The sequence below is a fragment of the Microcoleus sp. FACHB-SPT15 genome (assembly GCF_014849525.1).
Taxonomy (GTDB): domain Bacteria; phylum Cyanobacteriota; class Cyanobacteriia; order Cyanobacteriales; family Coleofasciculaceae; genus Symplocastrum; species Symplocastrum torsivum.
Genome location: NZ_JACJNU010000029.1, coordinates 23,833 through 40,232 on the forward strand (window position 1 = coordinate 23,833; position 16,400 = coordinate 40,232).

Annotated in this window: 14 protein-coding genes; 8 read left to right on the forward strand and 6 right to left on the reverse strand. The window is 45.3% G+C overall.

Annotated features, from left to right (window positions below):
* Nucleotides 1–123: 123 nt before the first annotated feature.
* The gene (locus H6F98_RS09270) at nucleotides 124–630 is read right to left on the reverse strand and encodes a helix-turn-helix domain-containing protein (protein ID WP_192218390.1); all 507 of its coding nucleotides are present in this window, start codon (nucleotides 628–630) and stop codon (nucleotides 124–126) included.
* Between the two features lie 169 nt (nucleotides 631–799).
* Here H6F98_RS09270 and H6F98_RS09275 point away from each other — a divergent pair, with 169 nt between their 5' ends.
* The 5 genes from H6F98_RS09275 to H6F98_RS09295 all read left to right on the forward strand — a co-directional run bounded on the left by H6F98_RS09275 (nucleotide 800) and on the right by H6F98_RS09295 (nucleotide 6,998).
* On the forward strand, nucleotides 800–1,822 hold the full coding sequence (locus H6F98_RS09275; RefSeq protein ID WP_242058453.1) for a molybdopterin-dependent oxidoreductase: 1,023 nt from the start codon (nucleotides 800–802) through the stop codon (nucleotides 1,820–1,822).
* A 136-nt stretch (nucleotides 1,823–1,958) separates the two neighbouring features.
* On the forward strand, nucleotides 1,959–3,443 hold the full coding sequence (locus H6F98_RS09280; protein ID WP_192218392.1) for an adenylate/guanylate cyclase domain-containing protein: 1,485 nt from the start codon (nucleotides 1,959–1,961) through the stop codon (nucleotides 3,441–3,443).
* Between the two features lie 177 nt (nucleotides 3,444–3,620).
* On the forward strand, nucleotides 3,621–5,561 hold the full coding sequence (locus tag H6F98_RS09285; protein ID WP_192218393.1) for a DUF3370 family protein: 1,941 nt from the start codon (nucleotides 3,621–3,623) through the stop codon (nucleotides 5,559–5,561).
* Between the two features lie 135 nt (nucleotides 5,562–5,696).
* Nucleotides 5,697–6,371 (forward strand): Uma2 family endonuclease, encoded by a 675-nt coding sequence (locus H6F98_RS09290; protein WP_313929825.1) that lies wholly within the window; start codon nucleotides 5,697–5,699, stop codon nucleotides 6,369–6,371.
* Between the two features lie 246 nt (nucleotides 6,372–6,617).
* Entirely contained in the window at nucleotides 6,618–6,998 is a 381-nt protein-coding gene (locus H6F98_RS09295; RefSeq protein WP_199348384.1) for a hypothetical protein, read from the forward strand.
* 6 nt (nucleotides 6,999–7,004) lie between these two features.
* Here the strand turns inward: H6F98_RS09295 and H6F98_RS09300 are convergent, their stop codons facing one another.
* The 3 genes from H6F98_RS09300 to abc-f all read right to left on the reverse strand — a co-directional run bounded on the left by H6F98_RS09300 (nucleotide 7,005) and on the right by abc-f (nucleotide 10,768).
* Nucleotides 7,005–8,000 (reverse strand): tyrosine-type recombinase/integrase, encoded by a 996-nt coding sequence (locus H6F98_RS09300; protein WP_192218394.1) that lies wholly within the window; start codon nucleotides 7,998–8,000, stop codon nucleotides 7,005–7,007.
* 775 nt (nucleotides 8,001–8,775) lie between these two features.
* Nucleotides 8,776–9,033 carry a TIGR03643 family protein gene (locus H6F98_RS09305; protein WP_192218395.1) on the reverse strand — a complete coding sequence of 86 codons (258 nt, stop codon included), beginning with the start codon at nucleotides 9,031–9,033 and terminating at the stop codon, nucleotides 8,776–8,778.
* Nucleotides 9,034–9,157: 124 nt separating this feature from the next.
* Nucleotides 9,158–10,768 (reverse strand): ribosomal protection-like ABC-F family protein, encoded by a 1,611-nt coding sequence (abc-f, locus tag H6F98_RS09310; protein WP_192218396.1) that lies wholly within the window; start codon nucleotides 10,766–10,768, stop codon nucleotides 9,158–9,160.
* A 493-nt stretch (nucleotides 10,769–11,261) separates the two neighbouring features.
* Between abc-f and H6F98_RS33095 the strand changes: the two genes are divergently transcribed.
* Nucleotides 11,262–11,432, forward strand: a complete 171-nt coding sequence (locus tag H6F98_RS33095; RefSeq protein WP_206759648.1) for a hypothetical protein — start codon at nucleotides 11,262–11,264, stop codon at nucleotides 11,430–11,432.
* Here H6F98_RS33095 and H6F98_RS09315 read toward each other — a convergent pair.
* Complete coding sequence (locus tag H6F98_RS09315; protein ID WP_192218397.1) at nucleotides 11,382–13,718, reverse strand: NACHT domain-containing NTPase; 2,337 nt, start codon at nucleotides 13,716–13,718, stop codon at nucleotides 11,382–11,384. The two genes, H6F98_RS33095 and H6F98_RS09315, sit on opposite strands and share 51 nt — an antisense overlap.
* Nucleotides 13,719–13,750: 32 nt before the next feature.
* Here H6F98_RS09315 and H6F98_RS09320 point away from each other — a divergent pair, with 32 nt between their 5' ends.
* Both H6F98_RS09320 and H6F98_RS09325 read left to right on the forward strand, forming a co-directional pair.
* Nucleotides 13,751–14,080: a hypothetical protein gene (locus H6F98_RS09320; RefSeq protein ID WP_192218398.1), complete on the forward strand. Its 330-nt coding sequence runs from the start codon at nucleotides 13,751–13,753 to the stop codon at nucleotides 14,078–14,080.
* A gap of 262 nt (nucleotides 14,081–14,342) precedes the next feature.
* On the forward strand, nucleotides 14,343–15,167 hold the full coding sequence (locus tag H6F98_RS09325; RefSeq protein ID WP_192218399.1) for a DUF2927 domain-containing protein: 825 nt from the start codon (nucleotides 14,343–14,345) through the stop codon (nucleotides 15,165–15,167).
* Nucleotides 15,168–15,315: 148 nt separating this feature from the next.
* On the opposite strand, the gene H6F98_RS32735 is transcribed toward H6F98_RS09325, so the two are convergent.
* Entirely contained in the window at nucleotides 15,316–16,377 is a 1,062-nt protein-coding gene (locus H6F98_RS32735; protein ID WP_199348385.1) for a peptidoglycan-binding protein, read from the reverse strand.
* Nucleotides 16,378–16,400 lie beyond the last annotated feature (23 nt).

Consider the following 16,400-nt stretch of genomic DNA (forward strand, 5'->3'; position numbering starts at 1 on the left):
GAAGATAGGAGGCTCCAGGGTAGAAGGGAAGAAAGCTTGCACAGTAAGCTTTTCAACCTTTTTTAACTGGATAGTTATTTCCGCCGTGCTGCACTAGTCTTTCTAACAACCAACAACCAACAACTAACAACGACTTTGTGAGGTAGTTTCTACCAGGGCTTTTTTGGTTGGGCGGTTTTTCTGTGCGTTCCGAGGTTTGGCTGATTGCAATTGCACGTTTAATTTGTAGCGCACGGCTTCGTGAACGACTTTGTAGGAGGCATCAATTCCACACTCCTCCTTTAACCAACTTCTAACGGCTCCATAAGTTTTAAATTCCTCTGGGTTTTGCAACTGCTGTCGCAATCGCTCCATAGCTTCTATTGGAATAGCTGGTTTTCTGCCTTGACCTTTCCTAACTGCAAGTATTCCGTCTAGTCCGTGTGTCTTATACTTTTGTAACCAACGGTAAAGCGTTGCGGTATCTCTGCCCAAAACAAGGGCTAGGTCTTTTAGGGTTGTGGCTTTACCTATTTTGAGTAAGTACAACGCCAGAACACGTTCCTTACCTCTTGCAGTTGTCTGTTTAGCTAGTAGAGTTTTAAGCTGTTGGGCGGTCTGTGTAATGTTGATTTTGAGAACGCCAGCCATGGATTGCTATTTTTCCGCATCGAAATACTTTTAATATAAACCCTGCCTAAAAATAGTGAGAGAACTGCAATTTCCAGTCATTAATGGATTTACTTTGATTAAGAAAAAATCTCTGACGATGCTACAGCTTTTGGCAAAGAAAAAAAGAAAAAGAGAAATGCCAAAAACGATGCATTCGTTTATGTACATACCCTTGGCTTTGGGAATGTTGAATATAGTTGCTCCCTTAACTGGCTGTACTAGCCGACCCACGAGTGCCGAATTGGATGCATGGAGTCAAGAAGCGATCGCACAAAATGCAGCAATAATCGCGAACTTACAGTCAGACAAAAGCAAGAATGATTGGCAGTTCGTTATTCAAGGGCAAACCTCAACAAATCAGCCCGTTGTATTGAGCTTGTCAAAACTGGAAGCTTTAGCAACGACAACAATCCAGACGAAGGAGCCACATAATACAAACACTCCCAATGCAATTTTCAACTTCCGGGGAGTTTCTGTTTCAACCCTGCTCAATGAAGTGGGTGTTGCACCGACGGTTCGTGAAGTGACGTTTGTTGCGCGTGATGGCTTTCGAGCCACAGTCAGCCTTGCTGACCTGCGGCAATACCCGATTATCATTGCTCTAGAGCGGAATGGGACAAAGATTTCCCGCAGTGAAGGTGGCCCCCTTTACTTAGTATTTCCTCAGACTCAGTTTCCCCAACTTCAGCAAAAGTATCCCGATCGCTTCTGGGCATTTTACCTCACGGATATGGTAGTCGGTACCGAACCGATACAGTTAAAAGTGGGTAGTCGCCTATTCAATGCGGCTGCTCTTGAAAAACTACCTCAAACAACCATTGAAGAAGCCGTTGGCTACCGGATTGGTTGGCCAGCTGATAAAGTCAAGCTTCATGGTGTACGGGTGCAAGATGCGATCGCATCTGCTGGACTCACACTTCCTCAAAACGGTGCCGTCATTGTTCGCGGGAAATCCCCCCTTTACCGCGACCCAGCAAGTCCAATCCGCCTAAAAGCCTCGGATGTCAAACGATGTGATATTCTCCTCGCAACTCACTGGGGTGATGAGCGACTACCGATTCCAGCAAAAATGGGTGGTCCCGTAACTCTAGCACTTTCATCAGCTTGTCAAGATCAGGCTGATGCGCGGCGATGGGCCACGTTCGTCGAGGAACTTGAGGTCACACAATAAGTCGTAGAGACGTTCCGCCGAAACACCTCTACAAGGTTATGCGGCGATTTTTATAGACCAATGCATAGCTGCCTAAAAACGAAGACGTGATAGTAAATACAGTACCGCTTCGGCAACACCCAACTCTCAAAACTCCATGAAGCTCTCGATATTCCACTCAATCCACACTCGGATTATGACTGCCACCACCCTTTTGATTGTGGCGATTGTTGGTGCTGTGGTTTGGAGCTGGGCAAAAAATGAAGGTGATGTATATCGCGAACAAAAGCGGCAGCAAGCTCAGACTCTTGCTGTTGCTCTATCCAATGCCTTGACCAATGAACTGGTCGATCAAAATTGGGGTCAAATTCGCCTCGGTCTCAATCTGATGTTGAGGCGAAACCCTGAGTTTGTCTACATCTTGGTTTCAGATGCACGCGCCTCTGACCAAATTGTCGCTGCCATGCCCAATGATTTTCAGGATCAGTACATTCCTGATGTTGTGCCAGCCGATATTACCAATGCCGCGCTTCAGGTGTACACAGATACTCCCCCTGTCGTGGAAACCTTCATTCTGCGAGACATTGAGTTTCAGGGTGAACGGCGGGCGCGTCGTGGTGAACGAGTGCTTGAGGTTGCCTCCGACATTCGTAATGCCTCTGGTGAGAAAATTGGGACTTTCCGTCTTGGAATTTCACTACGACAAGTTAACCGCGCCATAGTCAAGGCAGTGAATAAGGCTTTGTTGGTTGGTGTCCTCGGACTTGGTGTTGGACTTGTGGGAGCTTACATTCTCGCCAGAGAGTTGACTAACCCAGTGCGACGTTTACAGATAAGTGCGACGAAGATTGCGGCTGGGGATTTGGAGCATCGTGCAGACATCCAGCGTACTGATGAAATTGGCGCTTTGGCGGCGACTTTTAATGAAATGGCTACAGTTCTACAAGCGTCCTTTAGTCGGCTTCAGAGAACACTTGAATCGTTTGAACGCTTTGTACCGGGGAAATTTCTGACGGTTATTGCGTCTGATGGCATTGAGAACATCCAGGTTGGTGTCGCTTCAACACGCCTGATCACAATTTTGTTTGCCGATATTCGCGGCTATACATCCATGTCAGAACAAATGACACCATTGGAAACCTTTGCCTTGTTAAATGACTACCTCGCCTGTATGGGGCAAGTGATTAATGATACTGGTGGTTTCATTGACAAATACATTGGTGACGCGATTATGGCACTCTTTGAGGATGAGACAACTGGCTGTGCGCTACACGCAGCGTTAGCAATGCAGCAGAGTCTCAAGGTGTTTAATGAGAAACGAAGTCGCGAATTTCAACCCACAGTCAATATTGGTATTGGTATTCATCGAGGTGAGGTAGTCATGGGTACGATTGGCTTCACTTCACGGATTGAGTCTACGGTGATTGGGGATGCCGTGAATGTGGCAGCGCGGGTTGAGGGTCTTACCCGAAAATACAACTGTGATGTTTTAGTAACCGAGTCTGTTGTTGCGGCGCTACGACGACCAGAGGCGTTTGAACTGCGTTTGGTTGATGAATCAGTAAAGGTTAAGGGGAAGAATGAGCCAGTGGCGATTTATGAGTTGATGGCGAGTTCACGGGGATTGGGGATTGGGAACTAGTTCCTAATTAACTCCGTAATATCACTGAAATAATTTTATTATTTGTAATAAAAAATACTTGACTAAGTTTCAAACTTACTGATACAGTAATAATGTTGCAACAAAAAAAGACTGAGTTTTGGCAACAAATTCTCTATAAAAAACTTCAAAGACTTTAGTTGAAGTAGAAGTCCATTCATGCGTTTAGGTTTGAAATTACTAACAAACACTTCAGTCTTGGCGGCTTCCTTGCTAATATCAATACCCAATGCGATCGCTTTTACAGATATCGACAATCATTGGGCAAAAGAGTGTATCAGCCAGATGGCACCCCGGAAGCTGGTAAGTGGTTACCCAGATGGTAGCTTTCGCCCCAACGCTACTATTACTCGTGCTGAGTTTGCTGTTTTGATGCTGAATGCTTTCCCCGATGCGCCAGTTAAGCGGAGTGGGACAACCTTTAAAGATGTGCCGACTAATTTTTGGGCATATTCGGCAGTTCAAGAGGCGTACAAACGAGGATTTTTTTCGGGTTATCCTGGTGGATTATTTCAACCGAACCAGCAGATTCCAAGAGTGCAAGCGATTGGTGTCTTAGCAGGTGCTAAAAATTTCAGTATCCCTGCTAATCCTGATAGCACGTTGAGGCAGTATTTTGAAGATGCAGCCCAGATTCCAGCCTATGCGAAAAATGCGATCGCATCTGCTGCCGTCAATACCCTAGTCGTCAACTATCCCAACGTCAAACAGCTAAAGCCCAACCAAACTGCTACTCGTGGGGAAATCGCGGCATTAATCTGTCGCGCCTTATTCATCTACGCCGTACCACCGCAGTACATGGCTGGAGTAGAAGTCAGTCCCCAGGAAATCCGGGCTTTGCCAGGAAAACTCGATACCATTCCCACATTTAACAGTAATAGCCCAGAACTCGTAGAAACAGAAGGCATTTTGCTTTCAACGCTTCCACCCGAAGGCAAACAAATACCCTCTGCCCACCTAAACTATGCCTTCAACGGACGCTTTGATATTTTCACTCACCACATTGTCCGGGCAGAAACTGCCGCGCAAAATCGCCCTTCTTACCAGGGTTTGATTCTACACAACAAGACTGACAAACCCGTCACGGTAGATGTATTGCAAGGTGTCAGTTATCTCGGAACTCCGGATGCACCGTTCAAAACATTGCCCGATATGGTGGATAATTCCAATGGCAATGTCTACTCTGGCCCCGGTAGTCGTACTATGAGTGATGTCTTGCGGGGAGTTCGGCAAGCGATTTTCCCTGAAAAGTTGGTGATTCAGCCGGGACAAAGCCAAATATTAATGAATCAGCCGATTCCCATAGAACGTACTCCCTCCTCGAATGGTCGTTCTACAATGATGCGGTTGAGGAGTGATGGTGCGGTTTATGTTGCCAATTTAATGATGAAAGCACCCCAAGCTAGTAATGGCACCTATCGCGCACCCAACTTGACAGAATGGCAAAACTTACTAGATAGAGGCAGTTTAGCAGAACCGCGTGGTCCCGTTCCTACTCCCCTCGATCCACCCAGAGAACCAACGGTGTTTGGGCGCGTGGCAGGTGTTTCTGAGGGTTCGCAATGGCAAACACAGATTACAGATAATCCAAATATCGAACATCTCAGTATTCCACAACCAGGAAAGGCATTCTCCTACCCACTAGGAACACTACATTTAATTACTCTCAACACAGGGCAAATTCAAAGTGCGCCTATGCTGAAGCGCTATTCTGATACTGCCTATTTTGCCCACAGCAACTATGGGGTGGAATACAATCTCACCTTGCCATTGCAAAACTCTACGAGTCAAGCGCAAACCGTTACTGTGTCTGTGCAAACACCGTTGAAAGATGAGTGGGGTAACGATAACCTTCTGTTCTTGAATCCACGAGTTGAACAGGTATTCTTTCGGGGTACGGTGAAGGTGCGTTACGAGGATGAGAATGGGCAAACTCAGACGCGCTACGTGCATTTGGTACAGAGACGGGGACAACGGGGGGAACCACTGGTGACGCTGAACTTACCACCTGGGGCGCAGCGAGAGGTACAGGTAGATTTTATCTATCCGCCTGATTCCACTCCACCCCAGGTTTTAACGGTTAGGACTTTGGGCAAATAAGTGGAGAATGCGATCGCACAAGCCAAATATCCAACTACCAATTTAGGTGATCGCAATAACTTTATATTTACTATACGGATAAAGAGAAAAACCTCTGTAAGTGTGAACACACTCAAATTTTAGAGGCGGGTCGTTGTGATTAGTTCATCGAGCGCTTACGGAGTTGCTACCCTTACAAAAAATTTGGTGACAGATACCTGGTGGGGCAAGGTTAGCTGGGAAGAATTTATTGAACTAGCTGAAAATCCTGCTTATGCCGATGGCAGGTTTTATTACCATCAAGGACTCTTAAGAATAGAGATGTCGCCCCTTGGTCCCCGTCATGGTCGTCAAAGTTCGATTATTTCCAAGGCGGTTAGTCTTTTTGCCACCATTAAGAACATCCGCATTGTTGAGTTTGCCAACACGAGTTTTCGGAATGCGGGTGTGGGTGAATTTCAACCCGATTTAGCGTTCTATATTGGTTCTGGGTTGAGAGTCCCACCGCCAAGCAATGAACCAATTGACCTTCAAGACTTTGACCCGCCAAGTTTAGTAGTGGAACTTGGTGCTGCTAGTGTGAGTGATGAATTGGGACGCAAGCGCTTGATGTATGAAGAGTCAGGAGTGCAGGAATATTGGGTAAATGATTTGAATATTGGCGAAATAGTGGCATTTGCGATCGCAGAGGGGCGGAGTGGTAGAGTTCGAGAATCACAGGTTTTGCCGGGACTTGCGATCGCATCAGTAGAAGAAGCGATCAAACGTAGTCAGATAGAGGATGATACGAAGATTAATCTCTGGCTACTCAAAACTTTTAGTCAAGGTTGACGGTATGCGGGAGCAATATCTCTTGATAACCGTCAAAATCTTTGTGGTGAAGTATTAACTTCAATTTTGGCAGTAAAATTTTCGCCGCGCTTCTACCCAAAACGAGGGAGTCTCAATTTGATGGATAGTTCCAAGCATTTTTATGTTTTTCTAAACTTTTGCTCAATTAACAGCCGAAAGGTAACTCGCCTGGTTAGTTGCCTTGCTTTGGGGATAAGTTTAATGAGTGTCTGTAGTTCGGCTGCAATGACATCAGAACCTCGCGAACCTGCTTTGCAACTCAGCCAAACTCAACCTCAGCAATGGCGGCGTATGACATCGGATGAGCAAGCCAATGCTTTGCAATACATTTTAGATAGTCCATTGGGTATCGCTGCACTTAACCAACTAGCGATTGAAGGGTTTATCAGTCCAGGCTGTCCCAAAACTTTCTATCTCAATGAAAACTCAGGAGGATTTCAAACATTGTTACGGGTGAAGTGTCCAAACCAGCGAGGTGTCTCCAGCGCCGTTGGGTATAGCGAGATGCGAGTAATCTTCAATCGCTTTGAAAGTAATATTGAGGATTTTAAGATTGAGCGGGTACTTTCCGAAGGACGTGCCCCATCTACAACGTTGCCTGATTAGAGTTTCTTAAACTTTAATCCCTAGCTTCAGTGCTGGATTATTCTCCCAACGATCAGCAACATGAGCATAAATACAAGTCGTTCTTGGATCGGCGTGTCCCAATAAGTCTTGCACTTGCCGTAACTCTGCACCAGAACGCAAGGCGAGAGTGCCAGCCGTGTGTCTCAAGCTGTGCGCTGAAATCGTTCTACCTGGTGTTTGCTTCAGTTCTGTTTGCTTGAGATAGCTATCCACAATCAGCCTAATCCCACGACGGGAAATTCGCTCTCCACCTGCTCGATTTCCTACGGCGATAAATAGAGGGCTAGAAGGTTTTAGTTCTTCGCCATTCTCTTCTCTTGTGTCCAAATAACTCATCAAAATGTTGGCAATATCTGGGATTAAAGGAACAACCCGAATATTTCGCTTGCCTTCTACGCGGATTCCTAAATTTCCCCCCTGCCTTACAACATCAGAAATATTCGCACGATGTAGCTCTACTGTACGTGGCCCTTCTAATGTCATAATCGCGAGCATGGCTCTATCCCGTGCAGCTTTGAGTGTTCCATCTTGAGGGATGGCTTCTAAAAATTTTTCAACTTCTGCTTTTTCTAGATAGGTAATTTTTTCGGCTGGATCACGTTTCTCGCGTGGTGGTTTTACACCAAGCGCAGGATTGATGGAAATCAGCCCTTTTTCCACAGCGGCTTGATAAAAGCGTTTGACCACAGATAGCTTCAAGGCTACGGTAGCTGGTTTAAATTTCTGTTTTTCTACCATCCAACGGCGGTAGTGCTTAATGTCATCCTTGGTGACTTCAGCGGCATTGAGTTTTTGGCGATCGCACCAATCAACAAATTGCTGAACTTGGCGACGGTAGGTATTGAGGGTATCTGAGGCAGCATCGCCAGCACTGACATCTATATTTAGGAACTCAGCGAAGATTTCCAGCAGGTTATCTGTCGTGACTACCAAGCTGGATGACTGAGATGTGACTTGGCTTGGCGTCGCCACAGTAGGCATAGCTATCTCTAACCTCAGGTGAGTACCCTCATCCATTAACTAAATAGCACTAAGTGAAAGCTCCATTATAATAAAGAAGCGTGGCAAGAAGCAGAAGTACAAAAACTCCTATTGAGACACCGAATGTCAACTGAACAGGGAGACTTTTCTTCGGATTCAGTCCGTCTTGACCATGATCTATAGCGCTCGAAATATCGTTAGAACCTGGATCGTAACTCTGTCTTTTTCCGCTTTTCATATCAGTGATTGCTATCTTTACTTATCTTCTAATTTACTCCTCCTACTAGAAATCACATCTAACTCCAGACGTATCTAAGAAGGTGTACAAAAAGACCTAATACTAATGAAAATATTTTTATTTCAAGGTCACTCATCATCTTTGCACTATCGCAGAAATGAGATTTTCTAAGCTTTATTCTGCCAAGGCTTTTTATCTCCTTACGCATCTCGTAAATACTGCGGTGAATCTCATCCACTTTGTCAATCGAAGCAAAAGTTACTGTTTGCTTCTAGTGAAATTGTTAATAGCCCAGTAAAAGCCCTAGGTAGACTTTAACTTTGCTACTTGGTCTAATCCTCTGCCCATAGGAAGGGTCTAATATTAAGTAATTTTGTACTATTAACTACAAACCTCTTGAGAGAGAATCTAACTTCTAGAAACCTTGTCTACTTCCTTTACTAAACTGCTGCTAAGTGCTGTGAGCTATTTAATTAGGTGGACATTTTTACGAGGGCGCACTATTACTCCAATACCCAAATCCTCTGTTAGAATCCATCAAGAACCTTTCTGATTTTGAGAGTGAAAGCGTCCAGAAACGAAGTCGCGTTGTTTGAGATGTTTGGTTTGACGCCCACTTACACGTTCGCGCCACATCCTAAAGCTAGACGCTTTCATTTCTCGCCGCATTAGAGCAATGACTTGTTTTTCCTGAAGCCCAAACTGTTGTTCAATTGCCTCAAAGGGTGTGCGGTCTTCCCACGCCATCTCTATAATGCGATCGATGGTTTCAGAATCGAGGTTAGGGAGATTCATTGCAACGACGTTAGAAATACAGTGGAGTACATACTCATAGCCTAACGTATCGAATTCAGGAATCCGGGAGTAGGTACCAGGATTATTTTACAACTCCAATCAGAGTGCTATATCAACACACCCGCTATAGGCGATCGACTAACTCCTCGTAATATTCTTCCCTCTCATCCGGTAAATAATTTGTTCTTTGCAGTGTGCGATCGCGCAACAAATACGAATCCGTAATCTGAATACGGCCCAGAAAATCTAAATCGTGAGAAATCACCCAAAGTCCACCGTGATATTCATTCACCGCTTCCACCATTTGCTCCACGGTGGGAATATCCAGATTGTTAGTCGGTTCATCCAGAATCAGCAAATCGATTTTCGAGATACCCAGCATTGCCAGTGCCAATCTCGCTAATTCTCCTCCACTCAACACCGATGCCGATTTATAAACATCATCATTGAAGAAGAGAAAATGTCCAAGCTGCTGTCGGATAAGTTGATACTCTAGCCCCGGATTGGCAGATTGGATATTCTCCAGAATTGTGAAATCCCGATTCACCAATTCATAGGTTTGATCAAGATACACGACATTCATCGTTGGAGAAAGTAATACCTCACCTGATTCCAGAAATGCGTGTGTTCCTTCCCTGTTGAAAATTGCTTTTGCCAAGCTAGATTTACCGGAACCATTTGCCCCAGCGATCGCAACTCGCTCCCCAGAAGCCAGATGAAACTGAATGTTCTCGATCAACAGGCGATTGGCAACCCAAAGATTTGCCCCCTGAATTTCAATGAGATTTTTGTGCTTTTGACTGGTTTGTTCAAGCTGGATACTTGTTGCTTTATTCGTTCTAACTTTCGTCTCGACCACTTTTTGATCGGCATCTGAAATAGCTGCCTCATGTTTCTGCTTGAGTTTTCCAGCCGTCACTTCGGCTTTTCGCCTTAATCCTCCGGCTGCCATTTTGTCAATGCTGCCACTTAAAAATTTTTGCCGACCATTTCTCCGAGATTGGGCGGCGCGTTGCTGCTCTTGCATTGCCGTAGCTTGGGCACGTTTGAGTTCTTTTTTAGCAACTTCGTGCGATCGCAATCTTGCCTCTAATTCTGCCTGTTTCTGCTCTCGGTACAACGAGAAATTCCCACCGTATACACTCACCCCATTAGGCGTTAGTTCCCAAGTTGTATCAACAACTCGATCGAGAAAGAAAGGCTTGTGAGAAACAATCACAAACGCACCATCGAACGGCTTGAGGAATTGCGACAGTTCCTCCAGTGCCAGATAATCCATATGATTTGTTGGTTCATCCAGCAGCAGGACATTGGGTTGTTGAGACAAACCGATCGCTAAAAACAGCTTCGTCAGTTCGCCACCGCTTAATTGGGTAATCGATAAAGACAAATCCAGCGTTGTGGTGAACTGTGTCTCTAGAATGTTGATAATCTTCCACCACTCATCGGAGATGGAAAAAAGGAAATTTTGCACTGTATCCGCTTTGATTTGCTGTCGAATCGTGCTGATTTGGGGCAAATAGTAGATCGAACCATTGCACCGCACAGAACCGGAACTAGGCTCGATTTGTCCTGCCAGAATTTGCAGCAGTGTCGATTTACCCACTCCATTCGCACCGACAAGCGCCACGCGATCGCCTACAGCAAGGCTTAATTGCACATTTTTGAATAGCGTGCGATCGGGCGGAAGTTCATATGTCAAGCCGTCAGCCAACAAATAGGGCTGTTGTGGCATATTGACCACCTCCAAGTTATGAATTGTTGAAAAGGCTCAGACAGGAATTGCTAGCGGCAGAACGTTATCTTGTGTTCGGTGCGTCGCTGCTGCCATCCTGTAAACGATTCTTTCTTAGCTTTCGTTGTAGCGTCGTTACTTCATGTCTGGATTGGAAATCAAGAGAATCCATATTACAGGATATACTACATCAAAGAATTCGACAATTCCTTTCGCGCTAAAATCTTGTATTCACTGAACTAGGCTTACATCACTAAGACTAAAGTAAGTTCCACAGTAGGGAGTAGACTTCACCCTATCAGTTCACTCGATTGGGTGAGACAACGGGATGAAGTGCGATCGCATATGACAGTTGCATAAGTTTTGATGCAGTTGGTGAACACAAAAGGCACTCTGGGGAGATTGGGCGATCGCTCATCTATGTGATTTTATGCGATCAGCTTTGCTGGTGCCGTAGGCAATCGCCCGTCAGTCCTGATTACGTTACCTCAACGTGCAACTACCAAGTGATTTTGATGGTTGGAAAGTTCCTCCTCTAGCTGAGCAAATGCAATTTCCTCCTGACCCGAAACCCCCAAGCGACGAAGATTCACTATTGCGATCGCACTGGTGCCTACGTGCAGGAACTACTGGAGTTGACCCCGCAGAACGAGTAATGACTTAACAACAATGTTTCCTCTATCATCTGCCGTACTGTTGGTGTTAGCTGACAATTACTGTTGAGACACTCTACGAGTAACTGACTAGCATTGGCATACTGCTCGACCAAGTGTTGTGAGGCTTCGCTCAAGTGCCATTCATGACCAATATTGCGATGGTCAATCATGATACTTCTCAGTTGCGATACCCAATCTTGACCATTTCCTTGCCACCATTGCTTTATAGTTTCTTGGTCTGCATCTGAATTCGGTAGCTGGTTTTTAAGTTGCTTGAGTGAATCGTTGATTACCTCAACCCCAGTTAGGTGGTTAAGGTCAAGGGCAAGGCGAAGGGCAGATATTCGGTTATAGGCTAATTCTGGAGTCAGTGCGAGGGCAACCCCCAAAGCCTGAACTAGAGCCAAATCCAGGGCAAGGTCACCTCCAAAATTACCGGCGAGATTGCGGTCAATGGCTAAGGCTAAAGTTTGGTCACTAGCCAGTCGGTGGTTAGGAGGAAGGGCAAGCGCTAGATAAAAGGCACGAATAGCGGCTGGTTTGTAGGGTGTCTTTACCTCAAGAGATTTCTCTGACACCCAATTGAGGAACGGTTGTAATGTCTCATCCACAGATACTAGAGCATCGGCTTGTTGCTTCATTAGTTGCAACAGTTCATCTGCATTCGGCAACATCTGAGCAGTTAGTAAAAACACTTCTCGCCAACGTTTCTCTGTTAGGTGTTCCGCTAGCTGTGGCAAGGATAAATGAAAACCAGTAACGATCGCTCTTGCTGTGAAGTACTCTTGAAACGTTAGGTGGGAGAATGAGTAAATCCGTCGCGCTCGCTCAACTAACAGTCCATGCTGTATCTCGATAGATTTCACAACAGCAAGACTATCTTGCTCTAGAGTCACTGAGTTAGTCTGTGCGTTGGCTGAGGTGCGTAAGTAGTCCGTAATTAATTGCTGGAGTCGGCTCTCTTCAAAGAAATAATCCCCTTGCTCAAACGTAATTGCCGCTAGCTGACTGAGCAACTGGAGTTTGTGGGGCAAGGATAAATTACGATAAATGTCATCTCGCCTAACGCCTCTCGATTCATCCCAACGAATTAATAGCAGGTCAAGCCCTTGTTTGTAAAGGTCAGAGCGCTTAACGGGAAAATCCGCCTTAGCATGGAAAACCAGGCAAGTCAGGTTGAGCAAGACAGGTGTGGCGGCGAGTTCTCTGATGGGTTGATGTTCTGGCAGTGCCATCTGCTCAAGAAACAGGGATGCCTTTTTCAAGCCAGATTCGGGTGAATTCCTCGCAACGGCGACAAACCACTTTTTGGCAAAGTTTTCAATTTGCGCGGGTTTGAAGTCAGCAATCTCGACTTCAGTAAACCCTTGAAATCTGTACTCTTGAGCAGCAATCCGGCAAGTGATAATCAGTTGGTTTTTGTAATATTTTTCCGCTATTTTGCGAATTTGTTTGATGACTTCATCACTGGCTGCTTCTGGTACTTCATCTAAACCATCCAGCAGTATCAAGGTTTTGCCGTGATTGAGTAGCGTTTCAACATCTTGCTCGGAAACACCACTGCGGGAGAATTCTTGATTGATGTAGTTTAATAAGCTGAAGTTGCCTTCATCCAGGGCATCCTCTGCAAAGTTCTTCAGCCGGATGAAAATGGGAACGCTCCCGCTTTGGAAATGCCCCTGATTGCACTGAATGGCAAGATACTGCAAGAAGGTAGTTTTCCCAGCACCCGGTTTACCCAGTACCATCAATTTGGCATACCGCTCAACGGCTTTAAGTCCTGGTACTTGTTCCTGACGCACTTTCCCCAAACCCAGGCGGTCAAATTCTTCAGGTTTGAAGCCTTGTAAGTCAGAAATTTCTAGCCAACGCTGACTGGTAATTTCTTCAAGGATGTTGACCTCAACGTAAAGGTCATCTAAACCTACAGGTCGTGCAATATCCAAGAGGTGCAGGGTGCCGCATTGGTCTTGAATTTTATCGTGACGCTCTGAGCGCACCCTGGTTACGAGTGCATCAATCTCATTAGCGAGGTCTTGAACTTTCTCTTCTGCTGTGGGTTCATCAATTTGGAGTTGAAGCGCAATCTCTTCTGGTTGCAAGTCTAGCTGAAAGCAGATTTCGCTAAAGACACCTCTATCAACGGGCTTACCCGCAAAAAACTTCCAAATCGGCTGACGAGTCTCTAAACCCACCTCACCAGCTAAGTACTCCTGCGTCCAGCCTTTTCGCAGGAATGCTTGTTTTGCTCTTTTGATGCCTTCTACAGATGCCTGGAGCGATCGCCTTGCCATACCCCAACCCTAATACTTTTCTTCTATTGTGCGTGCCAATACTTATACATAAAGTCAAACATTGGTGCAAACGCGATCGCAAACATCTGGATTTTATACTCAATTCATCTTCAGAAGTCTTCAACCGTCACATCCCCTTAGCTAGCATGAACCTTCGGAATCTGCAACTCTTACTCGAAGCCGTGGCTATTACTGTCTGCCTCATCTGGATTGCTGGACAACCAGCGGAGGCTAAAACAATAACTTCTAAAGTAGCAATTAATACATTAAATAGAAGTCTCAATGACGGTATGGTGCTAACGGTTGAGCAAAACTTACTTATCTCTCTAGACAAAAAGCTCATTATGAGTTTGCGAAACTAAATGCGATCGCATTCTATCCGATAGCCCTTCTTTCCTCTTCTTGCACTCACTTCTCTCATTTATCGTAAGAAGAAAGCTTTTAGTATCCTAGACTCACGCACACCCTTAATATAATACGGAAGTACTAGGCTCAATCCGTTATCCTTGCCATTAGATTCTCACTTTTAAGATAGAGAGTTCGCTAACCGCTAATTAGGTATGCTAAGGAACATTGATTGTTATTGATAACGTCAATGCATCTACCTGATTATCCGAATTTACTATGCGTAAGCCAAGCTTTTGTGTACTAGTGGTTCAGTCAACTCTGTTAAGTCTCTTAAGTTCGCAGACACTCTCGGCTTACCAGCTACCTGACTATGGGAATCACAAGCAGCTTGATACAAAAAACAATATTCAACTAGTTAACAGAAACTACACACCTGCTCAAATTAATTATTTTTTTGAAATTGCCCTTGGTTCTGAGTTTGGAAGCTCAAATCCAACCATTAAGAAATGGGATAGGGATATTAAAATTAAGGTCAATGGTTCTCCTACTGCTGAAGACCTTAAAACTTTACAAACAGTCCTTGACGAAATCAATACCTTAACTAATAGTATAAAATTGCAAATTGATGCTAAGAATCCTAATCTAGAAATCTACTTTGTTCCCGAATCCCAATTTGCACAATACGAGCCAAACTATTCTCCCGTCAACTATGGCTTTTTCTGGACAGACTGGGATAATGATGCCATTTATAATTCGAGAGTTCTAATTTCCACTATTGGACTAACCCAAAAAGAACGCTCTCACCTGATTCGAGAAGAACTCACACAATCTTTAGGGTTAATGAAAGATTCCTACATATACCAAGAAAGTATTTTTTATCAAGGCTGGACTGATGTTACAGACTATTCAGATCTCGACAAAGCTGTTATTCAAATGCTTACTCTTCCAGAAATCCGTCCAGGAATGACCAAATCACAAGTTTTAGAGGTGTTGCAAAAACTTGAAGCAAAAAAAGAACCTATATCTAATTGTGGGACAAGTGATGCCGACCCTGCTCTTGATTTTTCAGTTGATCCATTTTGTTCAATTCGTTTTCAGTAGAATGCACCCGTAAAGGAAGTTCATTTCAAACTCCTAAATTCTAAAACCTAGTGCAAGAAGGCAGGATGCAGGAAGCCGAAGGAAAGAAAGCTTATACAGTAAGCTTTTTAACCTTTTTCAACTGGATAGTTATTTCCGCCCCCCTGCACTAGCCACCATACAAAGCGCCTTGGGTTTGTGGTCCAGCAATACCGTTAGCTTGTATTCTCCTGGATATCTGAAAGTCTCTTACAGCGGATTCAGTTAACCGACCATAGTATCCAGTAACGGGTCCGTTGTAGAAGCCAAGGGTTCTCAACCGATTCTGAAGGTTAGTAACGGCTGAGCCATTGCTACCCACTCGTAAGGTGCTTGAGGGCGTACCACCCCCACCGCCGCTTCCGCCAGAACTACCGCCATACAATACGCTTAGGGTTTGCGGTCCAGCAATACCGTTTACTTGCAGTCTCGCCGAGGCTTGAAAGTTTCTTACTGCTGCCGCAGTTGACTGACCATAGTATCCAGTTACAGGCCCGCTGTAAAAACCCAGAGTTCTCAAGCGATTCTGGAGGTTAGTCACGGCGGAGCCATTGCTACCAATTTGCAAGGTGCCTGAGGGTACCCCACCGCCACCACCACTACCACCACTACCACCACTACCAGAACTGGCTCGTATCCAAGTGGAGGATACCCAGTTACCGTTAGAAAGTTGTGACCAACCACCAGATGTACGACCACTAAGGGAAATCCGGCTACCGTTGGCGACGCTGCCGACAACAGCACCACTAGGGCTGGAGCGAATATGAAGCGGTGAGCCATTCGTGCGTACAAGGGCAACGGAGCCAGAACCACTGCCACCGCCACCGCCGCCGCCCCCACTACCACTTATCCAACTGGAAGATACCCAGCCACCTGTTGAAAGCCGTGACCAGCCACTAGAGGTAGAACCACTAAGACCGATATAGGTGCCATTGCGTAAACTGCCGATGACAGCACCCCCAGGCGTGGCGCGAATATTCAAGGGACTGCCATTGGTTCTGACATAGGCAGCCAGGGAACTACCAGCCATGCTCAAAACCGAGATAGCGATAACAGTGGCTAAAAACCTAATCCAAGCTGAGCTAGGTGGTTGCCAATTGAAGTTGTTAAATAATTTCAGCTCGTAAGCAGTCGGATTGAGGTCTGCTTCTTCGTAGGCTGTATGTAAATGTGCGTAGGCAAGTGTTTCCATACCATATATTTTCTACTTCTTTT